Genomic DNA, 18,679 nt, shown 5'->3' with positions numbered 1-18,679 from the left:
AACTTAGAACTCCACTACCTCAGTATTTTCATGATTTAACTTTCTCTCTGAGCTATCCTGGGCAGCCCATTCCACGGCCTGAATATAGCTTGCAATGCCCGCGATTGTGGGGGATTCAAACATAATTTGTACGGAAAGATCAAGTCCAAAGGCTGAATTAATTCTTGATAAAACCTGGGTAGCCAAGAGAGAATGTCCTCCCAATTCAAAAAAGTTGTCCTTTACACCGATGCGTTCCAGTCCCAAAACTTCACTCCAAATTTGAGTAAGTTGGGCTTCAATCGGATTGCGGGGTAAGACAAAACTGTTAGCTAAATTACGAGTCGCCGCATCAGGAGAAGGCAATGCTTTACGATCCACCTTGCCATTGGGAGTCAAAGGAAGGGAATCCAGCAACACAAACGCCTGGGGAACCATATAACTGGGTAGCTTTTCTTGCAGAAATTCTCGTACTTTAGGAATTAACTTTTGGACTAACTTACCACGCAGAGGATTATTGGTGTAATCAGTCCAGGGTTTTGTTTTAAGGGCTTTTTCATCCCAAAAAGCAAGCTTTGAAACGGCTTCTGACCCTGAATCACGCTGAAAAATGACATCAAAGGAACCCTCTTGACTACTTTCCCACCAACTAAGGTGAGCGGTGTAACCTAAAGACTCAGCTAACTGCCAAACCTGTTCAGGATTAATACCAGTATCTACTTGTTCTTTGAGCAGTTTTTTAAGTTGTTCAACCGTTTCAACATCAGGGGCATTTTCCACCCATTCCCAAATTTTGAGAGCCTGTTCAACTCGCTGATTAGGAATACCACGAATTCCCCAAAATTCAGGTTTGTCTGTCAATAATTTATCTTTAATTTGTGTTAAAGACAATTGGTCAAGTTGCCAATTTAACCAAGTAATTACCGTTGGATTGCCGCTCAATAATGGTTGATTATTGATAGGCTCTAAATGGAGAGTGACATCATAGCGAAATTGGGTTAACTCATTGTGAGCTACACCCCGTTTCGGTTGAATTTCTACCCAGCTAATTTGAGGAAAATGTTGTTTTAAAGCCAGGAAAAATGTGGGATCAATGACCAGTTCTTCTTCACCTGCTACACTTTGACGCACCTGTTGTTGCCATTGTTCAACGGTTTTGGAATCAGAAGCTTGGGCTAATTGCACAGCCCCATGATATGGCTCTAATAGCGGTAAACTCCGCACATCCCCGACAAAAATCTGACCTCGCTCGCCAATGACGTTGATCGCCCCTTCAAGCACCTGTAACAGATAATCCACACTGGGAAAATACTGAATAATCGAATTTAAGACGACGGTATCAAATTGACGCGGGGGAATGCCCTCAAAATTATCCGCCGTTTGACAGACTAACTTAACCTGTTCTAAACCTTCAACGGCATTGCAAACCTGTTCAACATAATTTATCGCCCCCTGGGAATAATCCGTTGCCCAATATTCAAGACAATGCTTTGCTACCCTGGAGAGCAACAAACCTGTACCACAACCAATTTCTAAACTGCGTTCTGGTTGCAAGGCTAGGATGCGACTGACAGTGTTTTCGACCCACTCTCGCATTTCTGAAGCAGGAAGGGGTTGGCGGGTATAACTGCTATTCCAACCCGTGATATTAAAAGTGAGATCAGCTAGGCTGTCTTGCCCTTGACTATAGGTTCTTTCATAGAGACTTTGCCAATCACTAATATATTCACTTTGCCATTGGGCTAATTGCTCTGGTAGGGCCTCATTTTGCAGGGCAGGAACCAGGTAAGCAACGAGACGTTTATTCCCAGCATTATCTTCCCTGGCAACGACGACATTTTCCGCTAAGAGGAAATATTGACTTAAAACAGCCTCTATTTCCCCCGTTTCAATGCGAAAGCCCCGAATTTTTACCTGATTGTCAATACGTCCCAAAAATTCTACATTGCCATCGGGTAAATAACGGGCTAAGTCTCCCGTTTTATAGAGTTTTGAGGGTTCTTCTCCCCCCTTATCAAGGGGGGTTAGGGGGGGATCAAAAGGATTAAAAATAAATCTTTCCGCCGTTAATTCAGGACGATTTAGATAACCCCTCGCAACTCCGACTCCACCAATGTATAATTCCCCTGGTACTCCGATGGGTACTGGTTGTAAAAAGGCATCCAAAATATAAATCTGTACATTAGCGATCGCCTTACCAATCGTGACCTTTAAATCATCTTGATAACATTGTCCAATCGTGGCACAAACACTTGCTTCCGTTGGCCCATAGGCATTAAAAAAGTTTCTACCGACTGACCATTGTTTCACCAAATCAAGAGGACAAGCTTCACCCGCCACAATTAAGGTTTGTAAGTTGGGTAATGATTCCTTGGGTAAAACCACTAAAGCTGAAGGCGGCAAAGTCACATGAGTAATTCCATTCTTTACTAACCGTTCAATTAATGGCTGACCTGGCAACAAAGCATCTTTTTGAGCAAGATAAAGCGTCGCTCCAGAACCAAAGGTCATCAAAATTTCTGAAATACAAGCATCAAAACTAAAAGAAGCAAATTGCAGCACACGACTGTTATGGTTGACTGCAAAAGATTGAATTTGAGAACTCGCTAAGTTAACTAAGCCCCGATGTTCAACCATCACCCCTTTAGGTTTACCCGTAGAGCCAGAGGTGTAAATAACGTTAGCTAAATTGGAAGGAGTTAACTCACTTTGAAGATTATCGGGAGAATATTGAGAAATCTGCTTTTGGATGTGATCTAAACAAATAAGAGTCGCTTGAGAGGGAGGCAATTTTGCTAATAAAGAACTGTGGGTAATCAAAAAAAGAACTTGACTGTCTTCTAACATGAACTGAAGACGCTCGGTAGGATAGTCAGGATCAAGAGGGAGATAAGCACCACCGGCCTTGAGAATGGCTAATAAGCCAATAATCATTTCCAAAGAACGTTCTAGGGAAATACCGACTAAGACCTCTGGCCGGACTCCTAAAGTTTGTAAATAATGGGCTAACTGATTAGCGCGACAATTTAATTCACTGTAGGTTAATGATTGCTCCTCAAAGACTACGGCGATCGCATCGGGAGTTCGTTCAACTTGCGCTTCAAATAACTGATGAATGCACTGATCTTGGGGATAATCGGCTTGGGTTTGATTCCAATCAACTAAAAGTTGCTTTTGTTCCTGTTCTGACAATAAAGGTAACGAGCTTACCGATTCTTGAGGGTTGGCAATAATCGCCCAGAGAATATTCTGAAAATGTTCCAATAGACGGGCGATCGTTGAGCCATCAAATAAATCCCTGTTATAAGAGCAAAAACCCCCCAGTCCTTCGGGTGTATCCCACAGGTGAATTTCTAGATCAAGCCGTACCGAATCCCGTCCCGCTGGTATATCCTCAATTTTTATCCCAGGCAAGTCCCAGGGAGAACTAGGAGCATTCTGAAGGGCAAAAACTATCTGTATTAAAGGATTACGATCTAAATGCCGCTCAATTTGTAATTTTTCGACTAACATCTCGAAGGGTAAATCTTGATGGTCGTAGGCGTTTTGGGTAACTTCTCGTACCTGGAACAGAAAATCCTCAAAAGAGGGTTCCTGGGACAGATCGAGCCTCAATACCAAATTATTCACAAAAAAGCCGATTAAACCCTCAATTTCCGTGCGGTTACGATTGGCAATGGGTGAACCAATTACCACATCTGTTTGTTGACTATAACGAGATAGTAACACAGTAAAACCCGCTAGTAATGTCATAAAAAGAGTGCTACCAGACTCTTGACTGAGTTTTTTCAATTGTTGTGTTAGTTGATTATCTAGTCGCAGTAGCTCCGTCCCACCCCGAAAACTCTGTACGGCTGGGCGGGGGCGGTCTGTGGGAAGTTGGTGCAGTAGAGGTGCGTCCGTTAACTGTTGTGTCCAGTAGCTTAATTGATGTTCTAAAACCTCATTTGTTAACCATTGACGCTGCCACATCGCAAAGTCAGCATACTGTATCGGTAGAGCGAGTAAATCTGCTTTTGTTCCTGTGGAGAAACTTCGATAATAGACCGATAATTCGTCAATTAAAACACCTATTGACCAACCATCCGCCGCAATATGGTGAATAGCCAATAATAGTACATATTCGTCTGTCTTCAATTGCCATAATTTGACTCGTAATACCGAACCTGATTCGAGATCAAAGGGTTCGGATGCTGATTCTACTAACAGGTGTTTTACCTGTGACTCAGGATGACTCAGGTTTTGCAAATTGACAACTGGTAAGGTGAAAGTTACATTAGGCGCGATTACCTGGATCGGCTTATTATCCTTGAGCTTAAACTGAGTTCGTAAAGGTTCATGGCGTTGCACAATTGCCTGAAAAGCTTGCTCTAGGGCTTTAACGTTGAGATTGCCTAGTAAACGCATAGTAAAATCAATGGTATATGCCCCACTTTCTCCTTCCAATTGATTGACAAACCACAGACGTTCCTGCGCCCAGGATAGGGGGATGTCCCCATCACGGTTAACTGGTACAATCCCTGGCAGCTTTAGCCCTGAGCCAGTTTGTAGTTCCCTTAAAATCACTGCACTTAACTGAGCAATAGTTGGTGATTCAAACAGATAACGTAGGAGTAAAGAAATTTCAAAGGCTTGTTGGCAGCGAGAGATAACTTGAGTGGCTAACAGGGAATGCCCCCCCAATTCAAAAAAGTTATCCTTAACACCAATACGTTCCAGTCCCAAAACTTCACTCCAAATTTGAGTAAGTTGAGCTTCAATCGGATTGCGGGGTAAGACAAAACTGTTAGCCAAATTACGAGTCGTCGCATCAGGAGAAGGCAATGCTTTACGATCCACCTTGCCATTGGGAGTCAAAGGAAGGGAATCCAGCAACACAAAGGCCTGGGGAACCATATAACTGGGTAGCTTTTCTTGCAGAAATTCTCGTACTTTAGGAATTAACTTTTGGACTAACTTACCACGCAGAGGATTATTGGTGTAATCAGTCCAGGGTTTTGTTTTAAGGGCTTTTTCATCCCAGAAAGCCAAGTTAGAAACGCCTTCTGACCCTGAATTACGCTGAAAAATGACATCAAAGGAACCGTCTTGACTACTTTCCCACCAACTAAGGTGAGCGGTGTAACCTAAAGACTCAGCTAACTGCCAAACCTGTTCAGGATTAATACCAGTATCTACTTGTTCTTTGAGCAGTTTTTTAAGTTGTTCAACCGTTTCAACATCAGGGGCATTTTCCACCCATTCCCAAATTTTGAGAGCCTGTTCAACTCGCTGATTCGGAATACCACGAATTCCCAATAATTCAGGTTTTTCTGTCAACAATTGCTCTTGAATTTGAGCTAAAGAAAGTTGATCAAGTTGCCAATTTAACCAGGTAATTACCGTTGGATTACTGCTCAATAATGATTGATTATTGATAGGCTCTAAATGGAGAGTGACATCATAGCGAAATTGAGTTAACTCATTGTGAGCTACACCCCGTTTCGGTTGAATTTCTACCCAGCTAATTTGAGGAAAATGTTGTTTTAAAGCCAGGAAAAATGTGGGATCAATGACCAGTTCTTCTTCACCTGCTACACTTTGACGCACCTGTTGTTGCCATTGTTCAACGGTTTTGGAATCAGAAGCTTGGGCTAATTGCACAGCCCCATGATATGGCTCTAATAGCGGTAAACTCCGCACATCCCCGACAAAAATCTGACCTCGCTCGCCAATGACGTTGATCGCCCCTTCAAGCACCTGTAACAGATAATCCACACTGGGAAAATACTGAATAATCGAATTTAAGACGACGGTATCAAATTGACGCGGGGGAATGCCCTCAAAATTATCCGCCGTTTGACAGACTAACTTAACCTGTTCTAAACCTTCAACGGCATTGCAAACCTGTTCAACATAATTTATCGCCCCCTGGGAATAATCCGTTGCCCAATATTCAAGACAATGCTTTGCTACCCTGGAGAGCAACAAACCTGTACCACAACCAATTTCTAAACTGCGTTCTGGTTGCAAGGCTAGGATGCGACTGACAGTGTTTTCGACCCACTCTCGCATTTCTGAAGCAGGAAGGGGTTGACGAGTATAACTGCTATTCCAACCCGTGATATTAAAAGTGAGATCAGCTAGGCTGTCTTGCCCTTGACTATAGGTTCTTTCGTGAAGACTCTGCCAATCACTAATGTATTCACTTTGCCATTGGGCTAATTGCTCTGGTAGGGCGACCTTTTGCAAGGCAGGAACCAGGTAAGCAACGAGACGTTTATCCCCAGTATTATCTTCCCTGGCAACGACGACATTTCCCGCTAATAGGAAATATTGACTTAAAACGGCTTCGATTTCCCCAGTTTCGATGCGAAAACCCCGAATTTTTACCTGATTGTCAATACGTCCCAAAAATTCTACATTGCCATCGGGTAAATAACGGGCTAAGTCTCCCGTTTTATAGAGTTTTGAGGGTTCTTCTCCCCCCTTATCAAGGGGGGTTAGGGGGGGATCAAAGGGATTGGCAATAAATTTTTCAGCCGTTAACTCAGGGCGATTGAGATAACCTCGTGCTAACCCTGCTCCACCAATATGTAATTCTCCGACTACACCAATCGGTACAGGTTGGAGATAGCTATCTAGAATGTAAACCTGTGTGTTGGAGATTGGACGACCAATGGGGATTGACTTTATTGTTGCCTCTAGTTGTTTAGGAATAGGATAGCAACAGGTAAAAGTTGTACTTTCTGTTGGCCCATATCCATTAGTAATTTGTGTCAATGGCAAAGCAGCCAGTGCTTTATGAACATGAGCAACTGAAAGTGCTTCTCCACCAATTAGTAGCTGTTTAATTCCTGATAAAGCTTGGGAATTATCGTCAATAATCTTATTGAACAAAGCAGCCGTTAGCCATAAAACAGTAATGCCATTTTTGTCTATTGCATTTTGTAAACTTGTAGAGGTAGGAATATTTTCCGTAAAAATCACACATCTCCCACCATGCAATAACGCCCCCCAAATCTCAAAGGTAGAAGCGTCAAAAGCAATGGGAGCCATTTGTAAAAATCTTTGCGTTGCATCTAGATGTACATAATTTACACCAAACAAAAGACGATTAACGCTACGATGAGTAACGGCAACACCCTTGGGAGTGCCTGTAGAACCAGAAGTATAAGTAATGTAGGCTAAATTATCCGCAGAAACTGTGCTGTTCAGATTCTCCTGACTTGCTTGATTAATTTGTTGCCAATCTTTATCTAAGCAGACAACAATAGACTGATGATTTGGCAGAGAAGTCTGTAAAGATTTACAGGTTAATATTACTTTAACCTGGGTATCTTGGAGCATAAAGCTAATGCGTTCTTGGGGATAATCTGGGTCAATAGGAACATAAGCTCCGCCGACTTTAAGAATAGCCAATAATCCTACAATCATGTCTAAAGAACGTTCTAGACAAATCCCTACTAATTCATCTGGTTTTACTCCTGATTTTTGTAAATAATGGGCTAACTGATTGGCTAGACAATTTAGTTCACCGTAAGTTAATGATTGCTCTTCAAAGACTACGGCGATCGCATCAGGAGTCCGTTCAACTTGTGATTCAAATAATTGATGAATGCACTGCTCTTGGGGATAATCAGTTTTGGTTTGATTCCAATCAACTAAAAGTTGCTTTTGTTCCTGTTCTGACAATAAAGGTAATAGGCTTACCGACTCTTGAGGATTAACAATAATCGCCCTGAGAAGATTCTGAAAATGTTCCAATAGACGGGCGATCGTTGAGCCATCAAATAAGTCAATGTTGTAGCAACAGAATCCAGCTATGCCGTCGTTAACTTCTGATAAATGAATCTCTAAGTCAAAACGGGCAGAATCAAGCTCCCAAGACACTTCTTCAATAGCCAACCCAGGTAAATTCCAGGTTTCATTGGCCGCATTTTGAAGGGCAAACATCACCTGAACAAGGGGATTACGGTCTAATTTGCGCTCTAGTTGTAATTCTTCCACTAACATTTCAAAGGGCAAGTCTTGATGCTCATAGGCATCCTGAGTGACTTCCTGTACTTGTTTTAAAAAAGCGGCAAAGCTGGGTTTTTCTGATAAATCTAACCTCAACGCCAAAGTGTTAACAAAAAAGCCAATTAACCCCTCAATGTCTTGGCGATTACGGTTGGCGATCGCCGAACCAATGACGATATCAGTCTGGCCACTATAACGGGATAAAACCACCCCAAAAGCGGCCAACAAAGTCATAAATAAAGTACAACCCGACTGTTGACTTAATGCCTTTAATTCTTGGGTCAGTTTCCTATCTAGCTCAAATCTTTCTGTCTTGCCTTGAAAGGTTTGGATTGCGGGACGAGGGCGATCAGTGGGCAGTTCCAGCAGAGGAGGAGCATCTGCCAATTGTCGCTTCCAATATTCCAATTGAGCCGCTAAAACCTTACCCTGTAACCACTCTCGCTGCCAAACAGCAAAATCCGCATATTGAATTGGTAAAGTCGGTAAAGTTGGTTCTTTACCCGCAACAAAAGCCCCATAGAGATGGGACAATTCACGAACAAAAACACCGATTGACCAGCCATCAGAAATAATATGGTGCATATTAATTAATAAAATATGCTTTTCTGGCTGCAATTTGAGGAGCGTTACCCTCAGTAAAGGACTCTGGGTTAAATCAAAGGGGGTTTGGGATTCCCGATAGGCCAATTTTTCTGCTTCTGTCTCCTTTCCTGTCAAATCAACCATCGCTAATTCCCAAACAGGATAGGGATTAATCACCTGCACTGGAACCCCGTCAACCGATTGAAAACTGGTACGCAATGGCTCATGGCGTTGAATGATAGTTCTCAGGGCTTGTTTGAGGGCTTCTACCTGGAGAGACCCGCTTAAACTTAAGGCCCCTGTCATGTTATAGGTTCCCGTGGCTCCTTCTAATTGATACAGAAACCAAAGTCGCGCCTGGGCAAAGGAGAGGGGTAATTGGGTATCACGGGCAGTCGGAAGAATGGTTCTAGAGCTAACCTGCTCCTCTGAACCCAGTTGCTCAAGAAATTGAATGATTTCTGCTTTACGGTTTTTCAGTTCTGTTTGAATCTCTGGGGTCAATAGGCCCTGGGGAGCATTACAACGCAGGCGATCGCCGTCCATCCAGAGTTTAATATCTTGATTGGCTAAATCTGACAAAAAGGTTTCAATGGATTTCATATTTCGATCTCCTGGCGATCGCCTGATAAGTTATCAATAGGGGTTTGTAGTTTTTGTAAAGTGGCATGAATGTCCGTTACGGCTAAAGCCAAATCCGCCACAGTCGGTTGTTCAAATAGGCGACGCAGGGGCAACTCTAGGGCAAAACTTTCTCGTAACCTTGAAATAACTTGAGTGGCTTGCAAAGAATTACCGCCGATCTCAAAAAAGTTATCATAAATTCCCACTTTTTCCAGTTTTAAAACTTGACCAAAAATAGCGGCGATCGCCTCCTGGGTAGGATTTTTGGGAGCCACATAGTCTATCGAACGATTTAACTCTGGATTAGGTAACGGTAAAGCCCGACGATCAATTTTGCCATTGCTGGTTAACGGTAATTTTTCTAGCACAAGCCAATAAGCTGGAATCATATAGTCGGGAAGCTGCCGTTTAACAAACTCTCGTAATGATTGAGTCGTACAAGCAGGATCATTAGGGACAATATAAGCGACCAAAGCCCGATTTTCAGAGCGATCGCTTTCATTCACCAAAACCACCGCTTCTCGTACCTGGGGATGGGAAAGCAAAACAGCCTCAATTTCTCCCAACTCAATCCGAAAACCGCGAATTTTGACTTGATTATCAATGCGTCCCAGATATTCAATATCACCATCGGGTAAATAACGAGCTAAATCTCCGGTTTTATAGAGCCGAGCATCTGGGTCATTACTAAAAGGATTAGCAATAAATTTTTCTTGGGTTAATTCAGGACGATTTAAATAGCCCCTTGCCACCCCAAATCCACCAATATGTAATTCTCCGACTACACCAATCGGTACAGGTTGGAGATAGCTATCTAGAATGTAAACCTGTGTGTTGGAGATTGGACGACCAATGGGGATTGACTTTATTGCTGCCTCTAGTTGTTTAGGAATAGGATAGCAACAGGTAAAAGTTGTACTTTCCGTTGGTCCATATCCATTAGTAATTTGTGTCAATGGCAAAGCAGCCAGTGCTTTATGAACATGAGCAACTGAAAGTGCTTCTCCACCAATTAGTAGCTGTTTAATTCCTGATAAAGCTTGGGAATTATCGTCAATAATCTTATTGAACAAAGCAGCCGTTAGCCATAAAACAGTAATGCCATTTTTGTCTATTGCATTTTGTAAACTTGTAGAGGTAGGAATATTTTCCGTAAAAATCACACATCTCGCACCATGTAATAAAGCACCCCAAATCTCAAAGGTAGAAGCGTCAAAAGCAATGGGAGCCATTTGTAAAAATCTTTGCGTTGCATCTAGATGTACATAGTTTACACCAAACAAAAGACGATTAACGCTACGATGAGTAATCTCAACGCCTTTAGGTTTACCTGTAGAACCAGAAGTATAAATAATGTAGGCTAAATTATCCGCAGAAACTGTGCTGTTCAGATTCTCCTGACTTGCTTGATTAATTGGTTGCCAATCTTTATCTAAACAGACAACAATGGACTGATGATTTGGCAGAGAAGTCTGTAAAGATTCGCAGGTTAACAGTATTTTAACCTGGGTATCTTGGAGCATAAAGCTAATGCGTTCTTGAGGATAATCTGGGTCAATAGGAACATAAGCTCCGCCGACTTTAAGAATAGCCAATAATCCTACAATCATGTCTAAAGAACGTTCTAGACAAATCCCTACTAATTCATCTGGTTTTACTCCTAATTTTTGTAAATAATGTGCTAACTGATTGGCTCGACAATTTAATTCACTGTAAGTTAATTGTTGAGTTTCAAATACCACCGCGATCGCATCGGGAGTCCGTTCAACTTGCGCTTCAAACAATTGATGAATGCACTGATCTTGCGGATAGTCGGTCTTGGTATTATTCCAATCCACTAATAACTGTTGTCGTTCAGCAGAACTTAATAAGGGTAATTCCCGCAGATTTTGTTGCGAATCATTAATAACTGCCTCAAGTAAGGTTTGGAAATGACCCAACCAACGCTGAATCGTTTCATCTTTAAATAAATCTGTATTATAGTCACAGTCAATTAGAGCTTCTCCGCCCATTTCTGTCACATTCAAATGCAAATCTCGATCCCTAAAACTAACCTTTTGAGGCAGTAAACTAATCTCTAATCCTTTCATTTTGGGTAAATTAATGGCTGGTTCTAAATTGAAACTGACATCAATTAAAGGAGAGCGACTGGTATTACGCGGTAAATCTAACTGATTGAGCAAAAGAGCAAAGGGATAGTCCTGATGTTCATAGGCCGACAACAGAACCCCCCGCATTTGTTTGAGATAATCAGCAAAAGTGGGATTACCCGCTAACTGACTGCAAATTGGTAAAAAATGAGTGCAATAACCCACCATTCCTTCACTATCTAAAAGGCCACGTCCAGACGCTGGCAGACCCACCAGAATATCATCCTGTCCCGTCAAACGATGAATGAGAATGTTATAAACTGATAACAGTGTCATTAGAAAAGTACAGCCCTGTTTACGACTAAATTGCTTTAGTTTTTCTGTAAATTGGCTATCTAAAGTTAGACTTTGACGATTGGCTTGGTAACTGGGTAAAGCTGGACGAGGTTTGTCAGTGGGTAAATTCAAAACGGTCGGATTGACAAGCGTTGTTAACCAATAGGCCTGCTGTTTTTTCAGTTCTTCCCCTTGGCTTGGCTGGCTTTGCCATTCAATCAATTCTCGAAACTGTTTTGGGGTTTTAAGATTAGCTGTAACCCCCTGACATTTGGCTGAATATAACTCTCCTAATTCCCGAAGGATTACTCCCATTGACCAACCGTCACTGATAATGTGATGGGCCGTTAATACTAACAAATGTAATTCTGGTTCTAATTTGAGTATATACCAACGCACGAGAGAACCCTGGCTCAAATCAAAGGGTTTTTCACTTTCTTCCTTTAACCATTGTTCTGCTTGCTGTTGGGCCGAAGCTTGGTCAAGACTGAAGTCTAAGATAGGGCAGTTAATTTCGACCTGGGGCAGGATTTCTTGACTATCTCCCTGGGCATTAATTTTGGTTCGTAACGCTTCATGGCGATCGCTGATTCGTTGAATAGCTTGGGTCATCGCAACGAGATTTAAGGGGCCACTTAATTGCAATGTCACTGATTGGTTATAGGCAGTCGAGCCGTTGTCTCCTAATTGAGCCAAAATCCACAGTTGTCGTTGGGCTTCGGTGAGAGGGACTTGATCACCCCCTAACCCCCCTTGATAAGGGGATTGATCCCCCCCTAACCCCCCTTGATAAGGGGATTTATCCCCCCCTAACCCCCCTTGATAAGGGGATTGATCCCCCCCTAACTCCCCTTGATAAGGGGATTGATCCCCCCCTAACCCCCCTTGATAAGGGGGGAGATGAGGTTGATATAAGTCTTTTAGGGACTGGAGATAGGGTAAATTGGCCAAAACTGTTTGTTCATCTACCCCAAAATCAATAAAACAAGCCACTTCATCCACACCGATGGACTGCAAATGATCAATAATTTGACGACAGGTTTCGGGTGTGCCAATTAAAGCACTGGTTTCTGTATAGCGTTTATAGGCAGAAGCGAGGAGAAAGTCCCGATCTTCGTCTCTTAATTGTTCAAAATCCACTTTCATGCCCTGGCTCTTGACCATGTTCTGCAAGAGTCCGACAGAGGAGGTGAGGTATTGCCCAAAGGGTTGGCGAGCTTGTTCTCGAACTTGTTCTAAATCCTTGCCAACAAAAGTATGCAGGAGAACTGTCACCGTTCCCGACGCGGGATTATAACCATGCTCTGCTAAAGATTGACGATATAGAGCAATATTACGAGCTAAATCTTCCACGCTTTGCCCCATCAGATTGGTAAGGATATTAGCGCCGATCGCCCCTGCTCTGATATAGGTATCGGGATTATTGACAATAGTAATCCAGCTGGGTAACTGGGACTGCATCGGTTGGGGATAGGTTTTTACCTCTACCCTTTGACCCTTTCCGTCTGGCACGGTGATCGCTTCCCCTCGCCAAAGTTTCTGGACGGTTTCAATTTCTTGGAACATCAATTCCCGATGTTGGCCAAAGGACTGGGGAGCCAAGACAAAATCCTGGGGATGCCAACCCGATGCAAAAGCAATACCGACACGGCCCTGGGAAAGATTGTCCACCACTGCCCATTCTTCGGCGACTCGGATGGAATTATGTAGCGGTAAAACCACACTGCCTGATCGCAGTTGAATCTGTTTGGTTTCCCGTGCTAAAGCCGCCGCCAAAACCGAAGGATTGGGAGAAAAACCACCAAAAGCGTGGAAATGACGTTCAGGAATCCAAAGGGCCGTAAAACCAGCGCGATCGCCAAATTTAGCTCCTTCAAACAGTAAGTTATATTTATTCGGGTTAAATTCCGCTTCATAGCTACCAAAGTAGTAGAGGCTAAACTGTATCGTTTTTTGGTCTTGAGACCCGCTCCCTTTCCCTAACTTACTGTCCCTAACAGAACGAGAATTTCCTCCCTTATCAAGGGTGACATCAACATCTCCCCCCTTATCAAGGGGGGTTAGGGGGGGATCAATCCCCTTATCAAGGGGGGTTAGGGGGGGATCAATCCCCTTATCAAGGGAGGTTAGGGGGGGATCAGTTTGAGGCCTTTGCATTGACCAGGAAGGCTTTTTTGCGGGGATAAAACCTCCCTGACGCAATTCTGTGACGCTATCTTTAACCGCTTGGACAAATTGGGCAAGATCGGCTTCCGTATGGGCGGTTGAAAGAAAATGTTTACGCCATTCCCAGACATAAATACCTTTTTCTACCATGTGATAGAAAAGTAAATCCAAATTGCCAGAGAGGGCAAACCGGAAGAAAGAACTAAACTGTTCGATTTTAATGGGAACTTCTTCGGCTTGAAAATAATGATTCAGTGTATCGGCTAAGGCCGCAGTGCGTTCAGTTAATTGTTGTTGCAGACCTGGCCCCTGCTCCTTTAAATGGGTCAGGACAGCCCTAGCCGCTACCATTGCTAACGGATGCTGATTAAAGGTTCCCCCAAAAAAGGTTCTGTCCACCCCAGGATAGGATTTATCGCCATAACGCCACATTCCCCCGTCAATGCTGTCCAGATAATGGGCCTTACCTGCAATAACTCCAATGGGCATTCCTCCCGCAACTACTTTGCCATAGGTGGCAATATCCGCCCGTACTCCAAATAAAGCTTGCGCTCCCCCTGGGTGCGATCGAAAACCCGTAATCATTTCATCAAAAATCAGGGCAATGCCCATTTGACTGGTAATTTGCCGCAGACTTTGGAGAAATTGCTTGGGTTGTAGTAAAGGATTACCACTTTGAATCGGTTCTACTAAGACCGCCGCTAAATCCTGTCCCTGGGTTTGTAAATAGTTCAGAGCTTCCGCACTGCCATAGTCCAATACCACCACATCGGAACTAAGGCTGGGGGGAACGCCTAGAGCTAGGGGAAAAGAGTGGAGTTGGTTATCAATAATTTGGTTCCTAAAAAGGGTTCCGTCCGCATGGCCATGATAGGAGCCTTCAAAGATGGCAATTTTACTCCGACCTGTTGTTGCCCTGGCGATACGAATAGCGGCCATTACGGCTTCGGTTCCAGAGTTGCAAAAACAAGCTCGTTCGGCTCCTGTTAGTTCACAAATTAAGGCGGCCACTTCTCCCACAATTGGCGATCGCGGATTGAGATGAATGCCTTCAGTGAGTTGGCTTTGTAGGGCCGACATAATGAAGTCTGGTTGATGCCCAAACAGCGTTACCCCTTGCCCCATCGTCATATCAATATATTCATTACCGTCCACATCCCAAATTCTTGATCCTTGAGAACGTTGGGCCACAATGGGATAGAGCATCTCTTTAATGGACATACGGAATCCGACCGAGGCTCGACTATCTGCTAAACGCGGGCGATCACGTTGCACAATTTGCTTAGAGGTTTTGGTACGTTCCGTAAAGCGAGCAATTAATGCCTCTAGATGTTGCTGTTGTTGGGGAGTTAATCCACCTGTGGGTGGTTTTTTCGGCCCCCAGGGAGTGGCTGTTACTGTCGGTTTAGGAGCAGAAGCTTGATTGCTGGTTTGACGGGTGCGACTGGCTATTGGCTCTAGGTTCGCCGCTGATTGCTGGGGGGGAATTAACTGTTGTGTAAGTCCGTTTGACCTATTTTGACTGACGGAAGATGGGGAATTTTCTGTGGTTCGGGGAGTCGTCGGGGCAAAATTGGCCGTTTGCAAGACTTCTAACTGTTTGGCCATCAGTTGTAACTGTTGACCCATAATGTTTTCCAGGGCAGAACTAGAAACGGTTGAACCTGAGGCTGTTACCGCACTGGTTTGTGGCACAGAAACTTGAGGCACTTCAACTCCTCCCATTCCCCCTGCTCCTCCCATTCCTGCAAGGGCGGCGATCGCCGAAACCTTTGGAGAAGCTGTTTGACGTTGAAAGCCGTTGCTATTAGAACTCAGCACGACATTGGGCGATCGGTTATTTGAGCAGGCAATGGGCGCAGAAAACACCTCGGTATTAACTTGAGTATTCTGGAAATCATTAGCCAGATTTTGAGCCAAATAAATAGCTAAAGCATCTAAATTTGATAACTCCTCAAATAACTGACGCATAGCAATTTTAACGTTATAGGTATTTTCAATCCGTCTGACCGCCTCAACCATGACAATGGAATCTGCCCCCATCTCCAGGAAAGGTGTATGAACATTGACATCAGCAGGGGACAATTGCAGTAAATTTCCCACTAGGGTTTGCAATGTGATTAGAATCTCCTGTTGTTTTTGATTGCTGGAGATAGCTTGGACATTAGTGGCATTGGTCGTCATGGTTGTTTCTTCAGAAGTCGGTTTAACGGTTTCAAGCCAATAGCGTTGACGTTGAAAAGGATAGGTCGGTAGAGCCAGTAAATGGTGGGGATAATTTTGATTAAAACCTTCCCAGTTTATTTCGGCTCCTTGGGAATCATAGAGAATCGCCAAACTATTTAGTAGGCTTTGTTCTTCTTCTTGAGGAGGGGCGAGGGAAAATAGCCAAGTGGTCGATCTTTCTGGACAACATTGTTGACCCAATCGAGATAAAGTCGGTTTAGGGCTAACTTCTAAAAAAAGACTGAATTTCTGCTCGATCAGCGTTTGGATACTCCCATAAAATTGTACAGGGTTGCGTGCATGATTTCGCCAGTAACGAGCCTCAATCGTTGCTCCTTCTGGTAGAACTTCCCCCGTTAAATTAGCAACTAAGGGAATTTGCAGGGGTTGGTAGGAAATAGCAGCAGCTTCCTGTTCTAAGGAATCTAAAATTGGCTCCAACAGGTGCGAGTGAAAAGCATGGGAAACTTTGAGAGGACGAACTTCTATTCCTGCTGCCGTTAAATGAATGATAATCTCAGCAATAATCGGCGCTTTTCCTGAAATAACAAAATTTTCTGGTCCATTAACAGCAGCGATCGCTACATCAGTCCTATAAGGCTCAATAGTAGCTTTAACCCGCTCTTCTGCGGCAAAAACGGCGATCATTGTCCCATTCTTGGGGAGAGACTGCATCAGTTTTGCCCGTTTGGCAATTAGCGTTAATCCGTCTTCTAAGCTTAAGGCTCCGGCAACAGTAGCCGCCACATATTCACCGACACTGTGACCAATTACTGCCGCCGGTTCTATTCCCCAGGAACGCCATAACTGTGCTAGGGCATACTCGAATGCGAATAAAGTGGGTTGGGTATAGGCAGTCTGCTCTAGGTAAAAACTCGCTGTTTCGGCTTCTGGGTCAGCAGGATAAAGAATTTCTAAGAGGGGTTGATCTAAATGGGGTCGCAGGATTTCAGCACAGCGATCCAAGGTTTGGCGAAAGATGGGTTGGGTTTCGTACAGTTGACGACCCATACCTACATATTGAGAACCTTGACCGGCAAATAGAAAAACAATTTTAGGTTTTTTCTTTTTGTTAATATTCTTCGGTTCTCTCATCCTTTCTTGGTTACTAAAGTTCTCTAACTTCTGCAACATTTCTAAGCGATCTCTAGCCACTACTCCTAAACGATGATTAAAGTGCGATCGCCGACTATTGGCCGTAAAACAAACATCAGTGAGAGAAATTTCAGGATGATCAACTAAATACTTTTGATAACAATGGACTAAGGCTTTTAAGGCTTCTTCATTCTTGGCAGATAAAGTCAGCAAATGCCAGGGACGTTCCATCAACTTCTGCCCATTTTGTTGATTGTTTTTAACGGTGACAGGGGCTTCGCTGAGAATCACATGGGAATTTGTCCCCCCAAACCCAAAGGAACTGATACCGGCTAAACGTCGTTCGACACCGTTTTCACCAGGCTTAGGGGGTTTGGTCCGCCAGGGTTGAGCCTGAGTGGGAATCGCAAAAGCTGTGTCAGCTAGGGAAATATAGGGATTAAGGGTTTGAAAGTGGAGATTAGGGGGAATTTCTTGGTGTTGTAGGCAGAGAACGACTTTAATCAGACCCGCCATTCCCGCCGCCGCTTCTAAATGACCAATGTTGGTTTTCACAGAACCGAGCCAACAGGTTTGATCGAGCGATCGCTTTTCACCCAAAACCGCTTTCAGAGATTTAACTTCGATCGGATCCCCCAATTCTGTCCCCGTGCCATGGGCTTCGACATAGCTAATCTGGGCCGGTTTTACCTGGGCATTTGCCAGGGCCTGACGAATCACCGCCTGTTGAGCAGGGCCATTAGGGGCCGTGAGTCCATTACTTAAACCATCCTGATTCACCGCCGAACCTTCAATCACTGCTAAAATGCGATCGCCGTCCTGAATGGCATCCCTAAGACGTTTAAGTACGACTACTCCACAGCCTTCCGAGCGCACATAACCATCGGCCCTTGCGTCAAAGGTTTTACAACGACTGTCGGGGGCGATCATTCTCGCTTGGGAAAAAACAACGGTTGTCTCTGGCGACAAAATGAGATTAACTCCCCCCACTAAGCAGAGGTTCGATTCTTGATTTTGCAAACTCTGACAGGCCAAGTGAACGGCGACGAGGGAAGAAGAGCAAGCGGTATCTACGGCCAAACTGGGGCCACGCAAATCAAAGATATAGGACAAACGGTTAGCCGCAATACTGGTGCTGTTGCCTGTACCCACATAGGCCGTTAAGTTAGTAGGACTTTGATAAGCCAAACGATGATAATCCACATCACTGATGCCAATAAAAACCCCTGATTGGCTACCAGCTAAGGTTTCAGGCACAATGGCAGCATTTTCTAAGGCTTCCCAGGTGACTTCCAGTAGCAGTCTTTGTTGAGGGTCTAGATAGGTGGCTTCTAGGGGAGAAATTCGGAAAAATTGAGGGTCAAATTGATCGACATTTTTTAGAAAACCGCCCTGGCGACTATACATCTTCTTGGCAGTGGCAGGTGTGGGATCGTAGAAACGCTCAATATCCCAACGTTCAGGAGGAATATCGGCGATCGCATCCACCCCATTTCGCATGAGTTGCCAGAAAGCTTCTGGATTGTCAGCCCCTGGAAAGCGGCAAGCAAGACCAATAATTGCGATGGGTTCCATTC

Annotated in this window: 2 protein-coding genes; both read right to left on the bottom strand. The window is 43.9% G+C overall.

All coding sequences use genetic code 11. The features are described 5' to 3' along the window. Positions 1 to 3: 3 nt before the first annotated feature. Positions 4 to 9,168 (bottom strand): amino acid adenylation domain-containing protein, encoded by a 9,165-nt coding sequence (locus ACQY1X_RS12545; RefSeq protein ID WP_430014745.1) that lies wholly within the window; start codon positions 9,166 to 9,168, stop codon positions 4 to 6. Next, entirely contained in the window at positions 9,165 to 18,677 is a 9,513-nt protein-coding gene (locus tag ACQY1X_RS12540) for a MupA/Atu3671 family FMN-dependent luciferase-like monooxygenase (protein WP_430014744.1), read from the bottom strand. Before ACQY1X_RS12540 ends, ACQY1X_RS12545 begins: the two co-directional genes overlap by 4 nt. Between the last annotated feature and the right edge of the window lie 2 nt (positions 18,678 to 18,679).

The organism is Microcystis protocystis FBCC-A270 (genome assembly GCF_050500235.1).
Lineage (GTDB): Bacteria > Cyanobacteriota > Cyanobacteriia > Cyanobacteriales > Microcystaceae > Microcystis > Microcystis ichthyoblabe_A.
This window is presented reverse-complemented; position numbering and strand designations above follow the sequence as displayed.

Bases quoted from the DNA above. Each gene is read 5' to 3' on its own strand.
- ACQY1X_RS12545 (WP_430014745.1), bottom strand. From the start codon at position 9,168: ATGAAATCCATTGAAACCTTTTTGTCAGATTTAGCCAATCAAGATATT.
- ACQY1X_RS12540 (WP_430014744.1), bottom strand. From the start codon at position 18,677: ATGGAACCCATCGCAATTATTGGTCTTGCTTGCCGCTTTCCAGGGGCT.